We start from the raw sequence: 20,585 nt of genomic DNA, 5'->3' as shown, positions 1-20,585 counted from the left end.
AGAGAGGCCCGTGCAAGACACCGATAACCTGCTGCGTGACCTGGATGACGATGGCATCCTGCGTCTGACCCTGAACGATGCCAAGCGGCGCAATGCCCTGTCCGAGGCAATGCTGGCGGCGCTGGCCCAAGCCTTTGCCGAAGCGGGAGAAGACCCGCAGGTGCGCGTTGTCGTCCTGGCTGCAGACGGGCCTGCCTATTGCGCAGGGCATGATCTGAAGGAGATGACCGCCGGGCGCGCGGCTGCGGACGGCGGGCGCGCTTATTTTGCCAAGGTGATGGAAATGTGCTCCGCCACCATGCAGGCCATCGTGAACTGCCCCAAGCCGGTGATTGCCGAGGTCACCGGGATCGCCACCGCGGCGGGCTGCCAGCTGGTGGCAAGCTGCGATCTTGCCATCGCCGCGGACACCGCGCAATTCAGCACGCCGGGGGTCCATATCGGGTTGTTCTGCTCCACGCCGATGGTCGCCCTGTCGCGCAACGTTTCCAGCAAGCATGCGATGGAGATGCTGCTGACCGGCGACATGACTTCGGCCCGGCGGGCAGAAGAGATCGGCCTGATCAACCGCGCGGTCCCGCCTGCTGGGCTGCGGCAGGCTACGATGGATATGGCCCGCAAGATCGCGTCCAAGTCGGTGATGACCTTGGCCACCGGCAAACGCGCCTTCTATGCGCAGCGGGAGATGCCCCTTTCGGAGGCCTATGGCTATGCCTCCAGTGTGATGGTCGAAAACATGCTGGCCCGCGACGCCGAAGAGGGCATCGGCGCCTTTCTCGAAAAACGCAGCCCCCAATGGCAGGATGAATAAGACCATGACGGAAAACCCGTACAACACCGGTCTGGACCGCACCCCCGCAAACTATCAGCCGCTGACGCCGCTGACCTTCCTTGAACGCGCCGCCAGCGTCTTTCCGGACCGCACAGCGATCGTGCATGGGTCCCTGCGGCGCAGCTATGCGGAGTTTTATGCGCGGTCGCGACGGCTGGCCTCGGCTTTGGCCAAGAACGGCATCACCCGTGGCGACACCGTGTCGGCGCTGCTGCCCAATACGCCCGCCATGCTAGAATGCCATTACGGCGTGCCGATGTGCGGCGCGGTGCTGCATTCGATCAACACAAGGCTGGATGCGGCGGTGATCGCGCTCCAGCTCGACCACGCGATGTCGAAACTGGTGATCGTCGACCGGGAATTCATGTCGCTGATGCAGGAGGCGCTGGCGCTTGCCGCGGTGTCGCCGGTTCTGATCCAGTATGATGACCCAGAGTATGACGGTGCACCGGCAGATGCGGAGGCCGCCGACTACGAGGTGTTTCTGACCCGCGGCAACCCGGATTTCGCCTGGCTGATGCCGGATGACGAATGGGATGCGATCTCGATCAACTACACCTCCGGCACCACTGGCGACCCCAAGGGCGTGGTCTCGCACCACCGGGGCGCCTATCTGCTGGCGCAGGGCAATGCGCTGACCACCTCGATGCAGAAACACGCGGTCTATCTCTGGACCCTGCCGATGTTCCACTGCAACGGCTGGTGTTTCCCCTGGACCCTGTCCGCCATCGCAGGCACCCATGTGTGCTTGCGGCAGGTGCGGGCAGAACCCATCTGGAACGCCCTGGCGGATGAAGGCGTGACCCACCTGTGCGGCGCCCCCATTGTGATGTCGCTGCTGATCTCGGCGCCGGAAGAGGCCAAGCGCGATCTCGACCAGCAAGTGCAGTTTTTTACTGCCGCCGCGCCGCCGCCGGAAAGCCTGCTGGCGGACATGAAGGCCGCAGGCTTTGAGGTGACCCACCTATATGGGCTGACGGAAACCTACGGGCCCGCGGTGGTCAATGACTGGCACAGCTGCTGGTCCGACCTGCCGTCTGCCGAACAGGCCGCACTGAAGGCGCGCCAGGGCGTGCGCTACCTGCCGCTGGAACAGCTGGATGTGCTGGACCCGGAGACGATGCGGCCGGTGCCGCGCGACGGCCAGACCATGGGCGAGGTCATGTTCCGCGGGAACGTCGTGATGAAGGGCTATTTCCGCAACCCAAAGGCCACCGAGGAAGCCTTTGCCGGCGGCTGGTTCCACTCCGGCGACCTGGGAGTCATGCACCCCGACGGCTATATCCAGCTCAAGGACCGGTCCAAAGACATCATCATCTCGGGTGGTGAGAACATCTCCTCGATCGAGGTCGAAGAGGCGCTTTACCGCCACCCGGCGGTTGCGGTTGCTGCCGTTGTGGCAATGCCGCATGAAAAATGGGGCGAAACCCCCTGCGCCTTTGTCGAGCTTGCCAAGGGGAAAGAGGTGGATGCCGCAGGGCTGCGCAGCTGGTGCCGTGACCGTCTGGCGCCCTACAAGGTTCCGGGCAGGTTCGTGTTCACGGTGATACCGAGAACCTCGACCGGCAAGATCCAGAAATTTACCCTGCGCGAGCAAGCAAGGGAAATCGCGTCCTAACCAGGGGAGCAGCACACCAGCCGATGGAGTATACTGCATTGGCGTTCAACAAGCGGGGTGCTGCTCCTGGTATCCTCATGAGAACTGTCGGTGTCTTGCAAGTACAGCGGACGTCCACAATGACGGTCCGCGCCGCAGCGGGCCGATAGAAGCATAAGAGGCAGCTAGGGACCGACTGGACCGTTTTGCGGCTCTTGTTGGCAAAAACTGGCAACTCCGGGTTCTGTATCGGGCAGGGTAATGATCCGGTGCTGTAATGGCAGATCTTCCTGTTGGTGAGGAAATCGGCTCCTCCGTCGCGCTACGGAAGCCTGATAAATGGTGCCCCGGATCGCAAGAGCCGCGCTCTCGGCGCTGAAACCGGCGTGGCCTCAAGATGCGAAGCCGTGTGAGGGAATTGAGCAAATCCTTCCCTCAGCCGGTGCTTTTTGGTGCCACTTTGCTGGTCAGCGAGCTTTCGAGAGAGATCTCAAAAAAGTTCGTTTTTCGCCTTGTAAGCCCTGAGCTTATGCGGATATACGGGTCAGCGGAGACGTGGCCGAGTGGTCGAAGGCGCTCCCCTGCTAAGGGAGTAGGCGGGAAACCGTCTCGTGGGTTCGAATCCCATCGTCTCCGCCACTTGCCCCCGCGAAAGCGCTCTCCCGATCCGGCGGCAGCCGGATTTTTCCGTTGTTTTCGAGGGTTGTGCCGGAGGGGCTGAGTACTGGCCCCGGGGCCAGGAGCCTTGCGGTAGATGAACTTCTTGTCCATCGGGTTGCCTTTTGGGGTCAGGATTCTCTTCGCAGCGATTTCGCGGGCCAGTTCGGTGCCGGAGCCAATCTTGATGAACCTCTCAAAAGACCAGCGGACACGCGCCTCCGGTGATTATTGAGGCCGAAGAACACCCAGCCGTTCCAGCGCGTCCCGGTAATGGCGCGGGCAATGGCAGAGAGCGACTTGTAGGGACGGCCCTGCCATTCGAATCCGACAGCGGTGACCGTGACGACGTGCTCAACGCCCTGCCATTGTCGAATTAGCCGAGTAACGACGATGGGGGTGAGGTCGGCGCGGATGCGGCTCTTCTTGCGATCACCGCCGTCCAGTTGGCTGCGCTGGCTGGAAAGGGATGATGCCCGGATCGTCTGGCTGCGAGCCGAACGCATGGCGTGGACGCCGATTTGCTGGGAGATGGGGGTCAGCCGGACGGCCGCGACCAGACGATGGCAGTTCGGTCTCGCGGTGATCACCTGGCGGCTGAATGGGCTCGTGCCTCCCGCGCGGCGCTCGCAGCAGTTCGTCATTGAAAACGCCAACTGCTTGTCAAGAAAAATCGTCCTGTGAGGAAATTTTCCGGTGTACATCGCAAGGCCTTACACATTCCAGGAATGACGCTAGAAATTGGATTTACTCGGGAGAGGCACGTGCGGGACGACCTGTGGTGCTGGCTTCCGGGGGCCACCAAAGGGTCCAGCTGGGGCCCAGGCGGCTAAACCATGGAATTCGCGGGTCCTTCCCGGCACCAAACGTATACGGGCGGGCGAAGCGCGCAATATCGCCAGCGACAGGGCAGGTTTTTTGGGAAGCAACTCCCGCAGGCATCCACCCTCGATCCGCTGAAAACCACAACAAAACAAACCTTTGGAACCAGACACGCCCGTTGACCGCTGGACCCCTCGCGGAGTCTAGGCTGGCTGCTGGTGTCCGGAGTCCACCTGATTGAGGTGAGCCTATCCGCATGACCCTGAGCTTTGCCCCGGACGCGATCGAGACCTGGCCGCTGTCGAAGCTCCGGCCGTACGCGAAGAACGCGAAGGCGCATGGTCCGGACCAGGTCGCGAAGATCGCTGCCAGCATGGCGGAGTTCGGCTGGACCGTTCCTTGTCTGGTCACCGACGATGGCGAGTTGATCGCGGGCCATGGCCGTGTGTTGGCCGCCACGCAGCTGGGGCTGACCGAAGCCCCGGTGATCTTGCTGGGGCATCTGACCGAGGCGCAGCGGCGGGCCTACCGGATTGCTGACAACAAGCTGACCGAACTCGGGACTTGGGACGAGACGCTGCTGTCGGCCGAGCTGAACGATCTGCTGGCCGAGCACTACGACCTGTCACTCATCGGTTTTGATGACGCGGAGCTTGAGACGCTTCTGGCGGGTGAGGTAGACCCCGAGGCCGCGTCCCGAGTGGGCGAGGACGATGTTCCTGAAACGTGCAGGCAAACGGGAGGTGGAACGCGATGCGATGGAGTAGCCCCAAGGGTCGGTCCGCAGCAAGTGCGCCAAGGGCAGGAGCCTATCCCGAAGGCCGACGTCTCCGCGGCAGACGGTCAGAAGGCGTGCGGCTAGGCGGTCGTCGGCCTGTCGATCATGCGCGTTGCGAACGGCGGACTCGGATCGTTCGCTCCGCTCCTTCAGAAGTTCGATAAGCCGCCCAGTACCGTTGAGGCGCGCTGACTCTACTTCACCCAGCGCGACACGAGGGTTCTTCGCCTTGCTGCTGCTTTCGAGTTCCATCGTGACATCATCCACCCGCTTGACGGTGCGTTCGAGCAAGCCTTCGTAAACATGCCCGATCTGTTCGACATCCAAGGCGCGATAGGACAGTGTGCGCCCCTGGAAAGTCTGGATCGCCTCAAGAAGAAGCAACACGGTCCGATCGTCGATCGGCAGGGGCTCCGCAGGATCGGTGCGCCAGTTCGTTCTCTTCTTGCGGCCCTCGAGGAAAGGATAGCGGTCGGGATCAAACAAAGAGCCGCCCAAGGCAGGTAGCCCCAGAGTCGGGTGATCGATGCCGCCATAAACACCCCGGAAGAGCGCAAGTAGACGTGACCAAGCGGAACGGCGTCGCTCGAGGATCTCTTCCGAGTCCGTGCGCAGCTGTCTCCTCGGTTGGAGAACAGGCTAACCTCAAAGCAAGGGCATTTCAGGGTAGCACATCACCGGCACTGTCCACTGGTTTGAGAAACTGACACTTACCACCGCTCCTCGGGAAGTCCGGTTCTACAATTGGGACCCTTCTTAAAGGGCTGTGTCCGCGTGAGAGGCGAGTAGAGGAAATGACTGGCCTCGCCACAGGCTACTTTGCTGCCAGCACTTCCACTTCGACCTTGAACTCTTCGCGTGTGAACCCGGAAACGATCAGCAGGGTCGAACTTGGGACCCGCCCGGTTCCGGCGAGGAATTCATCCCGCGCGCGCATGTAGCCCGCCATATGTTCGCGGTTGGTCACATAAGCCGAGATATGGGCGATGTCGGAGGGCCCCATATTCCCCTCGCGCAGGATTTCCCGGATGTTTTCGAAGCAGATCAGGGCCTGTTCATAGCAGCTTTCGGGAATCGAATCATCCATCCGGATACCAAGCTGGCCAGAGGTCACAACGACCCGTTTCCCAGCCGGAATCTCGGTGCCATGTGCGTAGGCGGCGAAAGGAGGCCGAATGGCGCCTGGGTTTAAAGCTTTCATTTCATTCCCCTTTTTCTGATCGCTCAAAAGGCTTGCAAGAGGCCAAAGAGTTTGCAAGCCTAAAGACACTCTCTGGCACAGATCAACATCAGGGCCACGCAACACCAATTCTCTGAAGGAGGGGAATATGGCACCGCGTGTCCTTTTGGTGCGCCATGGCGACGAGCCGGCCGACGACCGTGTGGTTACTTGGCTGGCCGCAAACGGCTATGAAGCCGTGACCCGCAAACCCTTTTCCGGGGACCGTCTGGATGATGCGGGCGAGGTCGCTGCATCGGTGATCTACGGCGGTCTGTTTGATGTCTTTGAGACGGAAAAATACCCCTTTCTGCTGGAGGAGGACCGCTGGATCGGGCAGTGCCTGGAGCGGGGTATTCCGCTGCTCGGCATCTGCCAGGGATGCCAGCAGATCGCTTATCACCTCGGCGCCTGGGCCGGGGCGCCGGAGCGGGAATTCTTCGAGTTCGGTTATTACCCGATTGAGCCCTCGGAAGAGGCTGCCGGGTTCCTCGAGGTACCGCTGGTTGTCACCCAGGCGCATTACCACACCTTTGATTTGCCCGAAGGCGCGGTCCGGCTGGCCGGCAATGAACAGTACCTGAACCAGGCTTTCCGTTATGGCGAAAAGGTCTATGGCTTCCAATTCCACGCCGAAGTGACACCGCCCGGCTTCCGCCGCTGGCAGGACAGCAAGGCGCATGTTTACGGGCGGCCCGGGGTGCAGGACGTGCAGACGCAGAACCGGCTTATGGCAGCCCATGATGCGGCGCAGGCGCGCTGGTTCACCAGATTCCTCGACACATTCCTGGGAGAGGCGGCATGAGCATTCAAGGATATTGGGCAGAGCTGAAGGCGCCGGATTTCCAGTCCTTACCAGGGGATTGCGTGGCGGTGCTGCCGCTGGGGGCAACCGAACAGCATGGGCCGCATCTGCCACTGTCGGTCGATACGGACCTGACGCAGGAGGCGGTTGCGCGGATGCTCGCGGAACTCAGCCCGGAGCAAACGGTGCTGGTGCTGCCCGCGCTGACCATTACCAAAAGCAACGAGCACAACGGCTTCCCCGGGACTCTAAGCTTGTCGCCCGAAACGCTGCTGGCGGTACTGCGCGGCATCGGGGCATCGGTGGCGCGGGCAGGGGTTGAGCGCCTGGTGCTGTTCAACGGACATGGCGGCAATACCGCGCTGCTGCAGGTGGCGGCACGTGAATTGCGCATCAGCTATAATCTGATCGCGGCGGTTTGTTCGTGGTCCGGGTTTGCCGAAACGGAGGGGCTGTTCGAGCCCGGCGCCTATGCGGTGGACCTGCACGCAGGCGACAGCGAAACCTCGGCCATGCTGGCCGCCAGGCCGGATCTGGTGGACATGGGCAAGGCCAAGACCTTCCGCACCGCGATGGAGGACTGGGCGGGGAATTTCCGCTTCATCGGGCTGACCGGCGAACCCGCCGCGCCTGGCTGGACTGCAGACGATTTGAACCCCGCAGGGGTCTGCGGGGATGCCTCCGCGGCGACCGCGGCGAAAGGGGAAGCAATGCTGGCCTCCACGGGCCGCAACTTCGCGCTATTCCTTGCCGAATTTTCCCGCTTCGATCACAGAACCAGCCGATGAAGGATGCTCATTCACCCCTTGCCCGCCTGCCCGGCGTCCTGGTTCCGGCGGCGCTGGTCGTCTCGGCGGAGCGGTTTGGCGGCCAGTTGCGGGGCGATTGCTTGGCGGGCGACCTCGTCTTGCGGGACGGGCACGCCGTGGCGCTCGAACCGGCCACGGTACCGTCTGAGCGTCTAGTGCTGCCCAAGTTTACTGAGCCGCATGTGCATCTCGATAAATGCCACACAATTGACCGGATGAAAGGGATCGGCGGCGGCCTGGATGATGCAATCTCGGCACAGGCGCTGGACCGCGGGATGTGGACGCCCGAGGACATCCGCCAGCGTGCAAGACGCGGGCTGCAGGAACTGGTGGCGGCTGGGTGTTCGACCGTGCGTTCGCATGTCGACTGGGGAACCAGCCCGGACCCGGCAGCGGCTCCATTGGCGTGGGAGATCCTGCGGGAACTGACGGAAGAGGCCCCGGCGGGTGTGATCCTGCAACGGGCGGCGCTGACCGGTGCCGACAGGATGGCCGACATCAGCTACGCCCGTGACTGTGCCCGCCAAGTGGCCCGGGGCGGCGGCGTGCTGGGGGCTTTCGTATTGGGCCAGCCCGAGCGGCAAGACGGCATTCTCAACACCTTTCGCGCCGCGGAGGAAGCGGGGCTTGCGCTGGATTTTCATGTCGACGAGGGGTTGGCGCCCGGTCTCGACGGGTTGGAGATGATCGCCGATGCGGCGCTTGAAACCGGTTTTCAGGGGCCGGTTCTGTGCGGCCATGCTTGCAGCTTGATGAACCGCAATGATGCAGAGGTGCAGCGTATTTCGGACAAGCTGGCCCGTGCCGGGATATCCGTAGCGGTGCTGCCTGCCACTAACCTGTATCTGCAAGGGCGAAGCGCCGGCACACCTGACCGCCGCGGGCTGACCCGCATTCATGAATTGCAGGCCGCCGGAGTCAATGTGGTGCTGGGCGCTGACAACGTGCGCGACGCCTTTTGCCCGCTGGGCAGCCATGATCCGCTGGCGACCCTTTCGCTTGCGGCACTGGCCGCGCACCTCGACCCGCCATTTGGCCGCCATCTTCCGATGATCACCACCGGCGCCCGCAAGGCGCTTGGCCTTGCGCCCGTAACCGTCGACGGGGCTGCAATCGGGGATCTGCAGCTGTTCGACGCTCTCTCGGTCACGGACATCCTGGGTTGCCGTAGCACACCACGCCCCTTGGCCGAGGCCCTGCAAGGAGAACAACAATGACAGAGTCGCCGCTGGAACACGCGCGCACTGACTGGGCAGATTTTGCCGCCAGCCTGTCGCCGGTAGAGGTGATTGACGAGCCGGTGCTGGTCAAGAAACGCTCGCGCGACTTTTTCTGGTACAGCCCGGTTCTGAATGCGCAGCTGAAAAAACGCTTTGGCGATCTGGTCGCGGTGCCCGAGTCCGCTGCCGAACTGCGCCACTGCCTGCGGCGCGCCTATGCTGCGGATGTGCCGGTCACTCTGCGCGGCGGCGGCACCGGCAATTACGGGCAGGCGGTGCCGCTGAAGGGCGGGCTGATTATCGAGACCACGAAGATGAACCGCATCCTTGAGATCGGCGAGGGCTATGTGCGCGCCGAGGCCGGGGCGCTGATGGCCGATGTGAACGCCGCTCTGATCGAGCAGGGCTGGGAAATGGCGATGTTCCCGTCGACGCAGGACATTGCTACCATCGGCGGCTTCGTGGCTGGCGGCTCGGCCGGGATCGGCTCGATCGCCAACGGTGCTTTGCGGGAAAAGGGCAATATCATCCAGCTGAAGGCGCTGTCGCTGGAGGCGGAACCGCAGGAGCACGTCTTTGACGCCGGGGAGGCACTGCAAATCCACCATGCCTGGGGGCTGAACGGGGTGATCACCGAGGTGACCTTGCGCACAGTGCCGCACCGCAACTGGATCGGCTGCATGGCCACCTTCGACAGCTACCGCGACTGCTATGCCGCGGGCTATGCGCTGGCCGCTGCCCAGAACATCGGCCGCAAGCTGGCCAGCACGGTTGAGGCGCGCATCGTTGGATACTTCCCGCGCCTCAAGGGGCATCTGCGGGAGGGCAAGCACCTGCTGGTTTCGCTGGTCCCGGCAGAGGACATGGAGGCCTTCCGCGCGCTGATCGCTGCGCAGGGCGGCCATCTGGATCTGGCGATGAACGATGCGGAGCGGCAGGCGGCAAAGCTGCCGCACGTCTTTGAATTCGCTTACAACCACACGACGCTTCAGGTGCTGAAGGCTGACCGCTCGGCCACCTATCAGCAGATCGGGGTGCCGGACCCGTCGGACGCGGGTGCCGTGGCCGCCGCGGGCGCGGCCCTGGGTGATGACGTCTGGCAGCACCATGAGTTTGCACGGCTGGACGGCAGGATCGTCGCCTTTGACCTGCCGATCATCTGGTTCTCGGACGAGGCACGCCTGCGGGAGATCAACAGCATCTACGAGCAGCACGGCCACAGCGTTGCCGACGCGCATACCTATTTCGTCGAGGGCGGCGGGCTGAAGAATGCCGACTACCGGCATCTGGCCTGGAAAAAGCGTATGGACCCCAAGGGACTGCTGAACCCTGGCAAGTCACGGGCCTGGGAGGATGTGAAACATCTCTCCGCTGAGGAAATCGAAGCAAAGGCAATGGGCTGAGGAGACCCGAGATGACCACAATTCAGACCAAACCGCTGACGCCGCAATTCGGGGTCGAAGTCAGCGGGCTGAACCTGTCCGATGTGCGGGCGGACCACCTGTACCCGCAGCTGCGCGCGCTGTTCGAGGAGCATTCGGCGCTGCTGCTGCGCAATCAGGAGATCAGCAACACGCAGCATATGGCGCTGGCGCAGCTTTTCGGCCCGATCGAGGACCGCAAGGCGGATGAACGCAAGCCCGGCGAGAAATTCGAGGTTCCCGAGGTCTCCAATGTGCAGAAGGATGGCTCCACGTCGGGCGAGATGGATCTGCACACTCTGAACCTAAAGTCCAACTTCCTGTGGCATTCGGACAGCACCTTCCTGCCCACGCCGGCGCTGACCAACATCCTGATCGGCCGTATTGTCACTACCGAAGGCGGCGCTACGGAACTGGCCAGCACCCGGGCAGCCTGGGCGGCGATGCCGGAGGCGCTGAAGGCAAAGATCCGCGGCCGCGGCATCTGGCACCGGTACAGCCATTCCCGGCGAAAGATCTCTCCTGAGCTGGCGGAATTGCCGATGTTCAACAAATGGCCCGACCAGCATTGGAACGCAGTCTGGCCGAACCCGGTGAACGGGCGGGAGGCGCTGTATATCGCCAGCCATGCTTTCAAGATCGACGGCTATGACGAGGCCGAAAGCCAGGAGGTTCTGGACGAGCTGATGGCGTTCTGCACGCAGCCGGAGTTCACCTATTCGCACCATTGGGAGGTCGGCGACGTCCTGATCTGGGATCAGCGCGCGGTGCTGCACCGCGGCACGCCCTGGCCTTACGAACAGCCCCGCACCCTGTCCAGTATCTGCGTCTCGGTGACAGAGGACGACGGGATCGGCAGCATCCGCATGCCTGCATGAGCCACGCTTTGGCCGGGCGTGTGTCCGGCCTGCACACTACTGCGCCGCAAAACGCAAACGGCGGCCCGCCTCACGGCCCAACAGAGAGGGAAACGATGACCTATTTAACCAGTACCGGAAAACCGCTGCCGGACTCGCTGACGCAGCAGGCCCGCCAAATGGGCGCGGATCCAGTCAGCCGCCGGGAGTTCCTGGCAACGGCCTGCTCCTTTGGAGCAACTGCGGCAACCGCCTATGCGATGATGGGCCTGACAGCGCCCGCACAGGCCGCGGTTAACGCACAGATGGGCGGTACCGTCCGCATTCAGCAGCAGCTGATCACGATGCGGGATCCGCGCAAGTTCGACTTCAACTCCCTTGCGACCTTCACCCGCGGCTGGCTGGAATACCTGGTCCAGTACAATTCGGACGGTACATTCACCCCAGTCCTGCTGGAAAGCTGGGAGATCAGCGAGGATGCCACCGAATACGTGCTGCATGTGCGCGAGGGCGTGACCTGGAACAACGGCGATCCCTTCACCGCCGAGGATGTCGCCGCCAACATCGCACGCTTCTGCGACGGCACCGTCGAGGGCAACGCCATGGCCGGCAAGCTGCAGGTGATCATCGACCCGGAAACAAATCAGCTGATGCCAGGTGTGGTCGAAGTGACCGGCAGCCACACCGTGCGGCTGAAGCTGCCGCAACCGGATATTTCGCTGATCGCTGGCTTTGCCGACTACCCGGCCGCCATCGTGCATCCTTCGTTCGATGAGGCCACGATGCTGGACAACCCGATCGGCACCGGCCCCTACCTGCCGGAGTTTTACAGTGTCGGCGACAGCGCCGCACTGGTGCGGAACCCGGACCACACATGGTGGAACGCAGGCAATGGCGCCTACATGGACCGGGTCGAATTCATCGACTTTGGCGCCGACCCGGCGGCCTTCTTCGCCGGTGCCGACGCCGATGAATACGACGTCAACTACGACACCGAAGGCGACTATATGGCGTCCTACGACTCGCTGGACGGCTGGACCAAGCACGAGGCCACCACCGCGGCCACGGTTCTGGCCCGCTGCAACCAGACCACCGAGGTGGATGGCACGGCCATTTATGCCGATGCGCGGGTGCGCCGGGCGCTGGCAATGGCGGTGGACAACGCGGTGGTGCTGGAAATCGCCTATGGCGGCCAAGGCCGCGCCGCGGAGAACCACCACGTGTCGCCGGTGCATCCCGACTATGCCGATATCGGTGCGCCGGTGCGTGACCCCGAAGGTGCCATGAAATTGCTGGAAGAGGCTGGCATGGCGGATTTTGAGCATGAGCTGGTCTCACTCGATTCCGCGTTTTGGAAGGCAACTGGCGATGCTATCGCCGCACAGCTGCGCGATGCGGGCATCAAGGTCAAGCGCACGGTGTATCCGACCTCCACCTTCTGGAACAACTGGGCAAAGTACCCGCTCTCGGTGACCAACTGGAACCACCGGCCGCTGGGTATCCAGACGCTGGCGCTGGCCTACCGCAGCGGTCAGGGCTGGAACGAAACCGGTTTTACCAATGCCGAATTCGATGCGCTGGTCGACCAGGCGCTGGCCACGCCTGACCCGGCGGCGCGCAGTGGGATCATGGCCAAGCTTGAACAGATCATGGTGGATGAAGGGGTCATTATTCAGCCCTACTGGCGGTCGCTCTATAACCACTCCAAGAGCAATCTGAAGGGGGCTGCGATCCACATCTCCAACGAGCTTTACCCGCAGTACATGTACTGGGAAGCCTGACCTTTGAACCCTTTGCCCGCCGGCCGGATCCGGCGGGCAGACCAAAGCGGAGATCAGAGCCTTGCTGGAAACCACCATACTGGCCGCGCAGGCCGTCAGCGTTGCCTTCATGGCCGCTTGGCTGACAATTGGCGCGCTGGAAAACCTCCTGCATCCCTTTTTGAATGAAACCTACACCGCCGAGGTCATGGACATGACCCGCATGCGGGAGGAATACCCGGAAGCCTACCGCTTTGTCGCTTATCGCCGGGTCACCAGCAGCAGGCTGCGCCGGGGCCTGTTCCGGTGCATTGTCGTTTGGGAAATCGCGGCCACGGCCGCGCTCTGGGCCGGATCAGCTGCGCTTGCCATGTCCGCCGCCGGGCGGCTGCCACAGGACACGGCCATCGCCCTGGGACTGGCCGGAACCTTGATGTTTACCGCGACCTGGTGCGGGTTTTTGATTGCCGGCAATTGGTTCTGCTACTGGTTCGGGCACGAAGGCGGCCAGAACACGCATTTTCAGATGACGCTGTGGGGTATGCTCAACGCTGTGCTGCTGGTCGGCGGCGCCGTTGTCGTTATGTAACGTCCGCACTTGCCTGCTCTGCTTGAGCTGACCCGGAAACGTTAAGCGTTTGCCCCCGTATCCAGTCGCAGAACAGCTGCGCGTTCTCCTGATCTCCGGTGGTGTCGATCAGGTAGAAATAGTCGCGCTCGATCTCGAGGAACCCGTCCAGCCTTTGCAGCGAACCGTCCTCCAGATAGGGGTCGACCAGCGGGTTGCCCGCCAGTGCAACGCCATGCCCGGCAATAGCGGCCTGCAGCATGTTGATATAGGTATTCATCACCACGCCGCTGGATTCAGGCGGCGGCGCGACGTTGTTGTGCCGGAACCAGTTCGGCCAGCGGGCGCCTGGGCGGTAGATCCCTGAAAGGTGCAGAAGGTTCTCTTTCAGCAGGTCCTCAGGGCGGGCGAGCGCAGTCCGCGCCTGGTATTTCGGGCTGACAACGGGAAATACCCGCTCCTGCAGCAGGGGGGTGACCTTTTCCCAGGGCGGCGGTGTTTTTGAGTAGCGGATAGCCACGTCCACGTCTTCGGCCTCAAGATCAAGCTTGCGGTCCGTGACAACCAGGTTCAGTTCGATTTCCGGGTGAAGGTTGCTGAAACCGACCAGCCGCGGCATCAGCCAGTACGTGGCAAAGGCTGATGTCGTGGTAACAGTCAGCCGGGATTCGCTCGTCCGTGCCGAGACGTTTTGCAAGGCGGAAGCGATCTGATGCAGCGCCGGGGACACTTCGGCCTCCAGCGCCCGCCCGGCCTGGGTCAGCGTAACCTTGCGGTGATGCCGGTAGAACAGCGTAACCCCAAGCCTTTCTTCCAATTCGGCAATCTGGCGGCTGACCGAGACCCGCGTGACACCCAGCTCTTCGGCTGCTCTCGTAAAGTTTGCATTTCGGCAGGCGGCCTCGAAAGTGATCAGATGAGGCATTTTGCTAAGGGTTTTGCGAAGATTTACCATAACGCTGTGGTTAACATTTTGCACAGAACTTTGGAACTTCACAGAATGCGATTTCTGCCAAAACATAGAGCAGGATCAGATTGCGCAGCCCTGGAAACAGCTGTGTGCAAGGGAGGAAACAATGAAGTATCTGGCTCAACTCGCACTGACGACGGCTTTGGCCGCAACACTTGCGCTGCCCGCCATGGCGGCAGACCAGCCCGGCAAGGGCGTGTCTGTGTCCCCGATAAAGGGGTCGCCGGCAAATGCCTGGTTCCAGCACATGGTGGTCCAGCTTGGGCTGGAGGCCTTGGGGTACGAGGTTGAGGAAACGCTGGAGGCGGACTTCCCTGCTGTCCACCTGGCAGTCGCTTCCGGCGATGCGGACTACACCTTTAATCACTGGAAACCGCTGCATAACGATTTCTTCGACAAATCGGGTGGCGAGGCTGTGATGACCCGGGTCAATGCGGCCATCACCGGGGCCGGGCAGGGGTATTTCATCGACAAGAAAACTGCCGAGGCCCACGGTATTACCAATATTGGCCAGCTGGCCGCCCCGGAACTGGCCACCCTGTTCGACAGCGACGGTGACGGGCGGGCCAACATGTCCGGCTGCAACCCGGGCTGGGGCTGCGAGCTGACCATCGAAGACCATCTGGACGAGTACAAGCTGCGCGACGCGGTGCAGCATGACCAGGGCAGCTATTTCGCGATCATGGCTGACACCATCACCCGCTACAATGAAGGCGGTGCAATCCTGTATTACACTTGGACACCCAACTGGATAAGCGATGTGCTGGTGCCGGGTGAGGACGTGGTGCAGATCGGCGTGCCGTCGGAGGGGGAGTTCGACGCGGGATTTGCGGTGAACGACGTCTACATCGTCGCCAACAACACGTTTCTCGAAGAAAACCCGGCAGCAGCCAGGTTCTTTGAACTCGTCGAAATTCCAATTTCCGCGGTCAATGCAGCTCAGGTGAAGCTGCGCGACGGGGAAAACACGCTGGAAGATTTCCGGCGCCATGCCCAGGACTGGGTTTCTGCCAACCAGGCCCAGTTCGACGCTTGGGTCGCCGAGGCCGTCACAGCCAACTGATCTCCTCCCTGAAGTTGGCGGGCGCAGCCCCGGCTGCGCCCATTTTCCGGAAAGGACTGCGCCATGAGTGAAGCGCAAATCGAATGCCGTGACCTGTGGAAAATCTACGGGCGCAGATCGGACGAAGCCATGAAGGCTGTTCTGTCCGAGGGATTGAGCAAAGAGGAAGTGCGCGACAGGTTCGACTGTGTCCTCGGCGTGCGCAACGCCAGTTTCTCCGTCAAAAAGGGTGAGATCTTCTGCATCATGGGTCTGTCCGGCTCTGGCAAATCCACCCTGGTGCGCCACGTGAACCGGCTGATCGAGCCGACCGCGGGCGAGATCCACGTGGCCGGAAAGCGCGTCGATACCATGGGCGAAACCGAGCTGCGGCAGCTTCGGGCCGAAACCATCGGCATGGTGTTTCAGCATATGGCACTGTGGCCGCACCGCACCTTGGGCGAGAATGTGGGCTTTGGTCTGGAGGTGCGGGATATCGGTCCCGCTGATCGGCGCGCAGCGGCGGAGAAAGCGCTGGCGGCGATGGATCTGACCGGCTGGATCGACCATTACCCCGATCAGCTGTCGGGCGGCATGCAGCAGCGTGTCGGCCTTGCGCGTGCGCTTGCAGCGGATCCAGAAATCCTGCTGATGGATGAGCCCTTCTCGGCGTTGGACCCACTGATCCGGCGCCAGCTTCAGGACCAGTTTCTGAACCTGTCCGCGCATATGAAAAAGACCACCCTGTTTATCACCCACGACCTCGATGAGGCGATCCGGATGGGTGATCACATCGCCATCATGAATGACGGCGAAATCGTGCAGATCGGCACCCCGGAAGAGATCGTGACCAATCCGAAGGACGACTATGTGGCGGAATTCGTCAAGGGGATCAGCCGCATCGGCCTGGTGCGGGCGGAAACAATCATGGAGCCGCTGAACGGCAGCCAGGCGACGGCGAAACAGGTGCGCCCGGATGCTGAGCTGGGCGAAATCATGGATCACTTCATGGAGGATCAGTCACCCGTTACCGTGGTCAGCCCTGACCACGCGCCGGTTGGCCGGATCACCATCAAGGCTGCCTTGACAGCAATGCGCGGCTAAAGGGAGGCGGAAATGGATTTCTGGAACATATTCGACACCGAATGGGTGCCCATTGGCGGCTGGGTAGAAGCCGCCCTGCAATGGGTCGTGGACAACTTCCGCTTTGTTTTCCAAGCGGTAAAGGTGCCGTTCGACATTGTGCTGACAGGGCTTGAGGACGCGCTGACCGGAGCGCCGGACCTGCTGATGCTCGCCATCATCGCGCTGGTCGCCTGGCAGGCCGGCGGACGCAGGCTGGGTCTGATTGCGATGGCCTGCATGGCGGCTATCGGCCTGATGGGCGCCTGGGAAGAAAGCATGACGACGCTGTCGATCGTGCTGACCTGCGTGGTGTTCTGTTCGCTGATCGGGATCCCGCTGGGCGTGGTCGCAGCCAAGAACAACCGCTTCTGGATGGTCCTGCAGCCGGTTCTGGACCTGATGCAGACGATCCCGTCCTTCGTTTACCTGGTGCCCATCGTGATGCTGTTTTCGATCGGCAACGTCTCGGGCGTGATCGTGACCTTCATCTATGCGCTGCCACCGGTGGTGCGCCTGACCAACCTGGGCATCCGGCAGGTCCGGCCCGATATGGTCGAGGCAGCGCGGGCCTTCGGCGCCTCCAACCGTCAGACGCTCTATAAGATCGAGCTGCCGCTGGCGATGCCGACCATCATGGCCGGCGTTAACCAGACCATCATGATGGCGCTGTCGATGGTGGTTGTCTCCTCGATGATCTCGGTCACCGGGCTGGGCCAGATGGTGCTGCGCGGCATCGGCCGCCTGGACATGGGGCTCGCCACCGTCGGCGGTTTAGGCATCGTGTTCCTGGCCATCGTCATCGACCGGACCTCGCAGAGCTTCGGCATCTCCGCCCGCGAGCGTAATCACAAGAAATGGTATGAAACCGGCCCCGTCGGGGCGGTGCGTACACTGCTTCAAAAGGGCTAAGTCATGAGCAAGCAACCCAATATCCTGTTCATTCAGGTCGACCAGCTGACCGCCTCGGCGCTGCGGGCCTACGGTGACCAGATCTGCCATTCCCCGACGCTGGACGCGTTGGCCGACGGCGGTGTGGTGTTTGAAAACGCCTATTGCAACTTCCCGCTCTGCGCGCCGTCACGGTTTTCCATGGCGACCGGGCAGCTGTGTTCGGCGGTGGGGGCCTACGACAACGCGGCCGAGTTTTCGGCCGAGATCCCGACCTATGCCCACTACCTGCGCGCGGCCGGCTATCAGACCGCGCTGTCGGGCAAAATGCACTTTATCGGGCCGGACCAGTTCCATGGCTTCGAGAAACGCCTGACCGCCGATCTCTACCCGGCGGACTTTGCCTGGGTGCCGAACTGGGGCAACGAGGGCAAGCGCGACACCAATGACCCGCGCGCCGTGCGGATTGCCGGGATCTGCGAACGGTCGGTGCAGATTGACTATGACGAAGAGGTCACCTTCAAGGCGGTCCAGCACATCTTCGACATGGCCCGCTCAGACGATGAGCGTCCTTTCTTCCTGCAGGTGTCCTACACCCACCCGCATGAACCCTATCTGTGCCGCAAGGAATTCTGGGATCTCTACGAGGGCAAGGAGATTCCCATGCCGCGCGTCGGCGCCTTGCCCGAACAGCAGCACGATCCGCATTCCGTGCGGCTGCTCAAGGATTTCGGGATGCTGGGGATCGAATTCAGCGACGAGGACGTGCAGCGCGCCATCCACGCCTATTACGGGTCGATCAGCTATATCGACAGCATGGTCGCGCGGGTGCTGGATGCCTTGCGGGCAACCGGTGCCGACAAGAATACCGCGATCATCTTCACCTCGGACCACGGTGAAATGCTGGGCGAGCGCGGCATGTGGTTCAAGAAGCACTTCTTCGAAAAGGCCCTGCGCGTCCCACTGATCCTGTCCGCCCCGTGGATTACACCCCAGCGGGTCAGCGAGCTGACGTCCCTGGTGGATCTTGTGCCGACGTTCAATGCGATTTCCGGTGTCGAAAATGAAGTGGAGCCGCTGGAAGGCATGGCGCTGACGGCCTTGCTTGATCGGGGCAACCCGGCGCCTGAACGCACCGTTTATGCGGAATACCTGGCCGAGGCGACACCGGTGCCAATCTTCATGATCCGGCGCGGCAATTTCAAATTCCTCTCGTCCTCTCACGACGGCGAAATGCTGTTCGACTTGGAGGCTGATCCCGACGAGCGCATCAACCTTGTCCTGTCCCCAGAGCACAAGGAAACCGTCGCGGCCTTCCGGGACGATGTTGCAGCGAAATGGGATGAGGCTTCCCTGACCCGCGATATCGTTCAAAGCCAGCGGCGCAGAGCCCTGGTGCGCGCGGCCATGGGGCAAGGGCAGAAGCAGCGCTGGAACCACCACGAAAGCGAGACCGACCAGGTCCTGTGGTACCGTGGTGAGCAGGGCTACAACGAATGGGCGTTCAAGTACATCTGAACGAAATCTGGCGGAGCATCGGCAAGAACTGCTTCGCCAGTACATTCACTGCCCAGGTTGGCCTCGCAGATCCTTCCAGGCCGTACCTGCGGCGCAGGGTTGATAGATCCCGGACCGCAGTCAGCTAGCTTGGCGAAAGGTACAGGAAGCATGAAGTGAAAAAATGCGAGAGCCGCACCTCAGCGAAAAACGGCTGAAGGAATGTCTCCTATGAACCGCTTGGGTCAGCGTCGAAAAGCCGGCCCCGAAACCGGCAGCAACCCGTTTACGCGGCAGCCCGCGCGGCTATCGGGCATGGCGCAGCCGGCTGCTCAGCAACAGCCAGCGCAAGGATATGGTTGTCCTGGCCCGCATCCGGGAGCAGTTCGCTTTGTCCCTGGGCAGCTGTCCCGGGCCTGCATTCCTGGCGCGCCGCCGGTTGGGCTGTTAACAATCGAATGAAACCCTATCAGGCGATCCGGGCATTGAATGCGGCACTCGCCCTGCGGCAAACACCCAAAGGATGCACCTGCCACACGGGCCGAGGCAGCCAATACTGCTCTCACGGCTACCAGAAGCTCTTGCGCCAGCACGGTTGCAAGGCGTCGATAAGCGGCACGGGCAATTGTTATGAGTTCAAGCTGGCCGCGCCTTTGAGACCTTCTTCAAGACGATAAAGGCAGAGCTGATCTGGCCGCGCTCATGGCCGGCAAGGAGGGCCGCCGGACTGGCGGCCTTCGAACACATCAACGGATTCTACAACCCGCGTCGCAGACACAGCCCCGGGCTGGAAAAGCCCCTTGGCCTTCGAGGGTCAGGCCGCATAAATGAGAAACCGGAGCGGCACTGAAACCTGACAGGTCCATGATTGAATTGTAACGCCGTTGCGCTGCAGGGGGCTCGTGACCGGCGGGGATCGCGGCGGCGGCGGTCAGAAGCGCAGAGACAGGCAGGACATGCCGCCATCCAGCTTGGCGCAGTCGGTGTTGTCGATCTCCACGATCTCGAAACCGGCCTTGTCCAGCATTTCGGCGGTGCGCGGGAAGCCTGCGGCCATCAGCACCAGGTTGTTGAAGCGGATGGCATTGGCGGCGGCTTCCTCGCCTTCGGGCACATGCAGCACCCGGTAGCCCTCGAAACAGCCGGAGGCGTCCAGGCGTCTGGTTGACAGGATCGTCTCCGCGTCCATCAGCGAGCAGTCGGTCTTGAAGTGGAGAACGCCCTCGGGGGTGAAGACCTCGCGCAGGGTGTGACCCCATTCAGCGGCGATCTCAGCCAGTTCGGCCACGCCGGCAGCATCTGTGCGGTCGGAGCGGCCGACCAGGATCTCCTTGCCGGTCACCAGGATGTCGCCGCCTTCCACGTGGCCGGGGCCAGTGATTTCTCGCACGTCATCGTAGCAGGCCCGCAGGGTGGGGGCCATTTCCGCCACTTCGCCCAGCCGCGAGGGGGCGCCGGGGCGCATCAGGATGGCGCCCTGAGGCAAGCAGAGGGCAGTGTCCTCGACAAACTGGGCATCGGGGTAAGCTTCCAGCAGTTCCAGCTCAATCACCTCGGCGCCGGTGCTGCGCAGGGCGGCGACATAGGCTGCGTGGGCCTTTAGCATTCCGTCGAGGCTGGGGTTGCCAATGTCCTCGGCGCGCAGGCCTTGCGAGATGGTGGCGGCAGGGCGGCGGGTGATGGCGCGGGTGAATTCGAATGTGGGGTTTCGCATGGGG

At 62.3% G+C, this 20,585-nt stretch carries 18 protein-coding genes, 1 tRNA gene and 2 pseudogenes; 17 read left to right on the top strand and 4 right to left on the bottom strand.

Features of this window, described 5'->3' with window-relative positions; translation table 11 throughout:
- The first annotated feature begins 10 nt into the window (after positions 1–10).
- The 3 genes from ACFMBG_RS18230 to ACFMBG_RS18220 all read left to right on the top strand — a co-directional run bounded on the left by ACFMBG_RS18230 (position 11) and on the right by ACFMBG_RS18220 (position 3,068).
- Positions 11–811: an enoyl-CoA hydratase gene (locus ACFMBG_RS18230; protein ID WP_421056122.1), complete on the top strand. Its 801-nt coding sequence runs from the start codon at positions 11–13 to the stop codon at positions 809–811.
- Positions 812–815: 4 nt separating this feature from the next.
- Positions 816–2,450, top strand: coding sequence for an acyl-CoA synthetase (locus tag ACFMBG_RS18225; RefSeq protein ID WP_421056121.1), 1,635 nt, complete (start codon positions 816–818; stop codon positions 2,448–2,450).
- Between the two features lie 528 nt (positions 2,451–2,978).
- Positions 2,979–3,068: transfer RNA gene (locus ACFMBG_RS18220), tRNA-Ser, on the top strand.
- Between the two features lie 149 nt (positions 3,069–3,217).
- On the opposite strand, the gene ACFMBG_RS24180 is transcribed toward ACFMBG_RS18220, so the two are convergent.
- On the bottom strand, positions 3,218–3,790 hold the full coding sequence (locus tag ACFMBG_RS24180) for a DUF2924 domain-containing protein (protein ID WP_476703269.1): 573 nt from the start codon (positions 3,788–3,790) through the stop codon (positions 3,218–3,220).
- A gap of 374 nt (positions 3,791–4,164) precedes the next feature.
- Between ACFMBG_RS24180 and ACFMBG_RS18205 the strand changes: the two are divergent.
- A pseudogene (locus ACFMBG_RS18205) lies at positions 4,165–4,632 on the top strand (ParB/Srx family N-terminal domain-containing protein); the annotation flags it as partial.
- Between the two features lie 357 nt (positions 4,633–4,989).
- On the top strand, positions 4,990–5,193 hold the full coding sequence (locus tag ACFMBG_RS18200) for a hypothetical protein (protein ID WP_421056119.1): 204 nt from the start codon (positions 4,990–4,992) through the stop codon (positions 5,191–5,193).
- Between the two features lie 307 nt (positions 5,194–5,500).
- On the opposite strand, the gene ACFMBG_RS18195 is transcribed toward ACFMBG_RS18200, so the two are convergent.
- Positions 5,501–5,887, bottom strand: a complete 387-nt coding sequence (locus ACFMBG_RS18195) for a RidA family protein (protein WP_421056146.1) — start codon at positions 5,885–5,887, stop codon at positions 5,501–5,503.
- A 127-nt stretch (positions 5,888–6,014) separates the two neighbouring features.
- Here ACFMBG_RS18195 and ACFMBG_RS18190 point away from each other — a divergent pair, with 127 nt between their 5' ends.
- The 7 genes from ACFMBG_RS18190 to ACFMBG_RS18160 all read left to right on the top strand — a co-directional run bounded on the left by ACFMBG_RS18190 (position 6,015) and on the right by ACFMBG_RS18160 (position 13,366).
- Entirely contained in the window at positions 6,015–6,710 is a 696-nt protein-coding gene (locus ACFMBG_RS18190; RefSeq protein ID WP_421056118.1) for a glutamine amidotransferase-related protein, read from the top strand.
- Entirely contained in the window at positions 6,707–7,498 is a 792-nt protein-coding gene (locus tag ACFMBG_RS18185) for a creatininase family protein (RefSeq protein ID WP_421056117.1), read from the top strand. Before ACFMBG_RS18190 ends, ACFMBG_RS18185 begins: the two co-directional genes overlap by 4 nt.
- Positions 7,495–8,736 carry an amidohydrolase family protein gene (locus tag ACFMBG_RS18180; protein WP_421056116.1) on the top strand — a complete coding sequence of 414 codons (1,242 nt, stop codon included), beginning with the start codon at positions 7,495–7,497 and terminating at the stop codon, positions 8,734–8,736. Before ACFMBG_RS18185 ends, ACFMBG_RS18180 begins: the two co-directional genes overlap by 4 nt.
- Positions 8,733–10,142: an FAD-binding oxidoreductase gene (locus ACFMBG_RS18175; protein ID WP_421056115.1), complete on the top strand. Its 1,410-nt coding sequence runs from the start codon at positions 8,733–8,735 to the stop codon at positions 10,140–10,142. Before ACFMBG_RS18180 ends, ACFMBG_RS18175 begins: the two co-directional genes overlap by 4 nt.
- An 11-nt stretch (positions 10,143–10,153) precedes the next feature.
- A complete protein-coding gene (locus ACFMBG_RS18170; protein ID WP_421056114.1) occupies positions 10,154–11,038 on the top strand; it encodes a TauD/TfdA dioxygenase family protein in 885 nt (294 codons plus the stop codon).
- Between the two features lie 95 nt (positions 11,039–11,133).
- Positions 11,134–12,798 (top strand): ABC transporter substrate-binding protein, encoded by a 1,665-nt coding sequence (locus tag ACFMBG_RS18165; RefSeq protein ID WP_421056113.1) that lies wholly within the window; start codon positions 11,134–11,136, stop codon positions 12,796–12,798.
- A 61-nt stretch (positions 12,799–12,859) separates the two neighbouring features.
- Positions 12,860–13,366 carry a DUF2165 domain-containing protein gene (locus tag ACFMBG_RS18160; protein WP_421056112.1) on the top strand — a complete coding sequence of 169 codons (507 nt, stop codon included), beginning with the start codon at positions 12,860–12,862 and terminating at the stop codon, positions 13,364–13,366.
- Here ACFMBG_RS18160 and ACFMBG_RS18155 read toward each other — a convergent pair.
- Positions 13,359–14,366: a LysR substrate-binding domain-containing protein gene (locus tag ACFMBG_RS18155; RefSeq protein WP_421056111.1), complete on the bottom strand. Its 1,008-nt coding sequence runs from the start codon at positions 14,364–14,366 to the stop codon at positions 13,359–13,361. The genes ACFMBG_RS18160 and ACFMBG_RS18155 overlap by 8 nt on opposite strands.
- A gap of 55 nt (positions 14,367–14,421) precedes the next feature.
- Between ACFMBG_RS18155 and proX the strand changes: the two genes are divergently transcribed.
- From proX to ACFMBG_RS18130, 5 genes and pseudogenes are all read left to right on the top strand, one after another.
- The gene (gene proX / locus ACFMBG_RS18150; RefSeq protein ID WP_421056110.1) at positions 14,422–15,378 is read left to right on the top strand and encodes a glycine betaine/L-proline ABC transporter substrate-binding protein ProX; all 957 of its coding nucleotides are present in this window, start codon (positions 14,422–14,424) and stop codon (positions 15,376–15,378) included.
- Positions 15,379–15,441: 63 nt separating this feature from the next.
- Positions 15,442–16,461: a quaternary amine ABC transporter ATP-binding protein gene (locus ACFMBG_RS18145; RefSeq protein ID WP_421056109.1), complete on the top strand. Its 1,020-nt coding sequence runs from the start codon at positions 15,442–15,444 to the stop codon at positions 16,459–16,461.
- Positions 16,462–16,473: 12 nt separating this feature from the next.
- Positions 16,474–17,391: an ABC transporter permease gene (locus ACFMBG_RS18140; RefSeq protein WP_421056108.1), complete on the top strand. Its 918-nt coding sequence runs from the start codon at positions 16,474–16,476 to the stop codon at positions 17,389–17,391.
- Between the two features lie 3 nt (positions 17,392–17,394).
- The gene (gene betC / locus ACFMBG_RS18135; RefSeq protein WP_421056107.1) at positions 17,395–18,888 is read left to right on the top strand and encodes a choline-sulfatase; all 1,494 of its coding nucleotides are present in this window, start codon (positions 17,395–17,397) and stop codon (positions 18,886–18,888) included.
- A gap of 380 nt (positions 18,889–19,268) precedes the next feature.
- A pseudogene (locus ACFMBG_RS18130) lies at positions 19,269–19,694 on the top strand (DDE-type integrase/transposase/recombinase); the annotation flags it as partial.
- 104 nt (positions 19,695–19,798) lie between these two features.
- On the opposite strand, the gene ACFMBG_RS18125 reads toward ACFMBG_RS18130, so the two are convergent.
- Positions 19,799–20,581: a dimethylarginine dimethylaminohydrolase family protein gene (locus ACFMBG_RS18125; RefSeq protein WP_421056106.1), complete on the bottom strand. Its 783-nt coding sequence runs from the start codon at positions 20,579–20,581 to the stop codon at positions 19,799–19,801.
- Positions 20,582–20,585 lie beyond the last annotated feature (4 nt).

It is taken from the genome of Leisingera coralii, from assembly GCF_049056525.1.
Classification (GTDB): Bacteria; Pseudomonadota; Alphaproteobacteria; order Rhodobacterales; family Rhodobacteraceae; genus Leisingera; species Leisingera coralii.
Note: the sequence above shows the minus strand (reverse complement) of the source record. Positions and strands in the feature narration are given on the sequence as shown.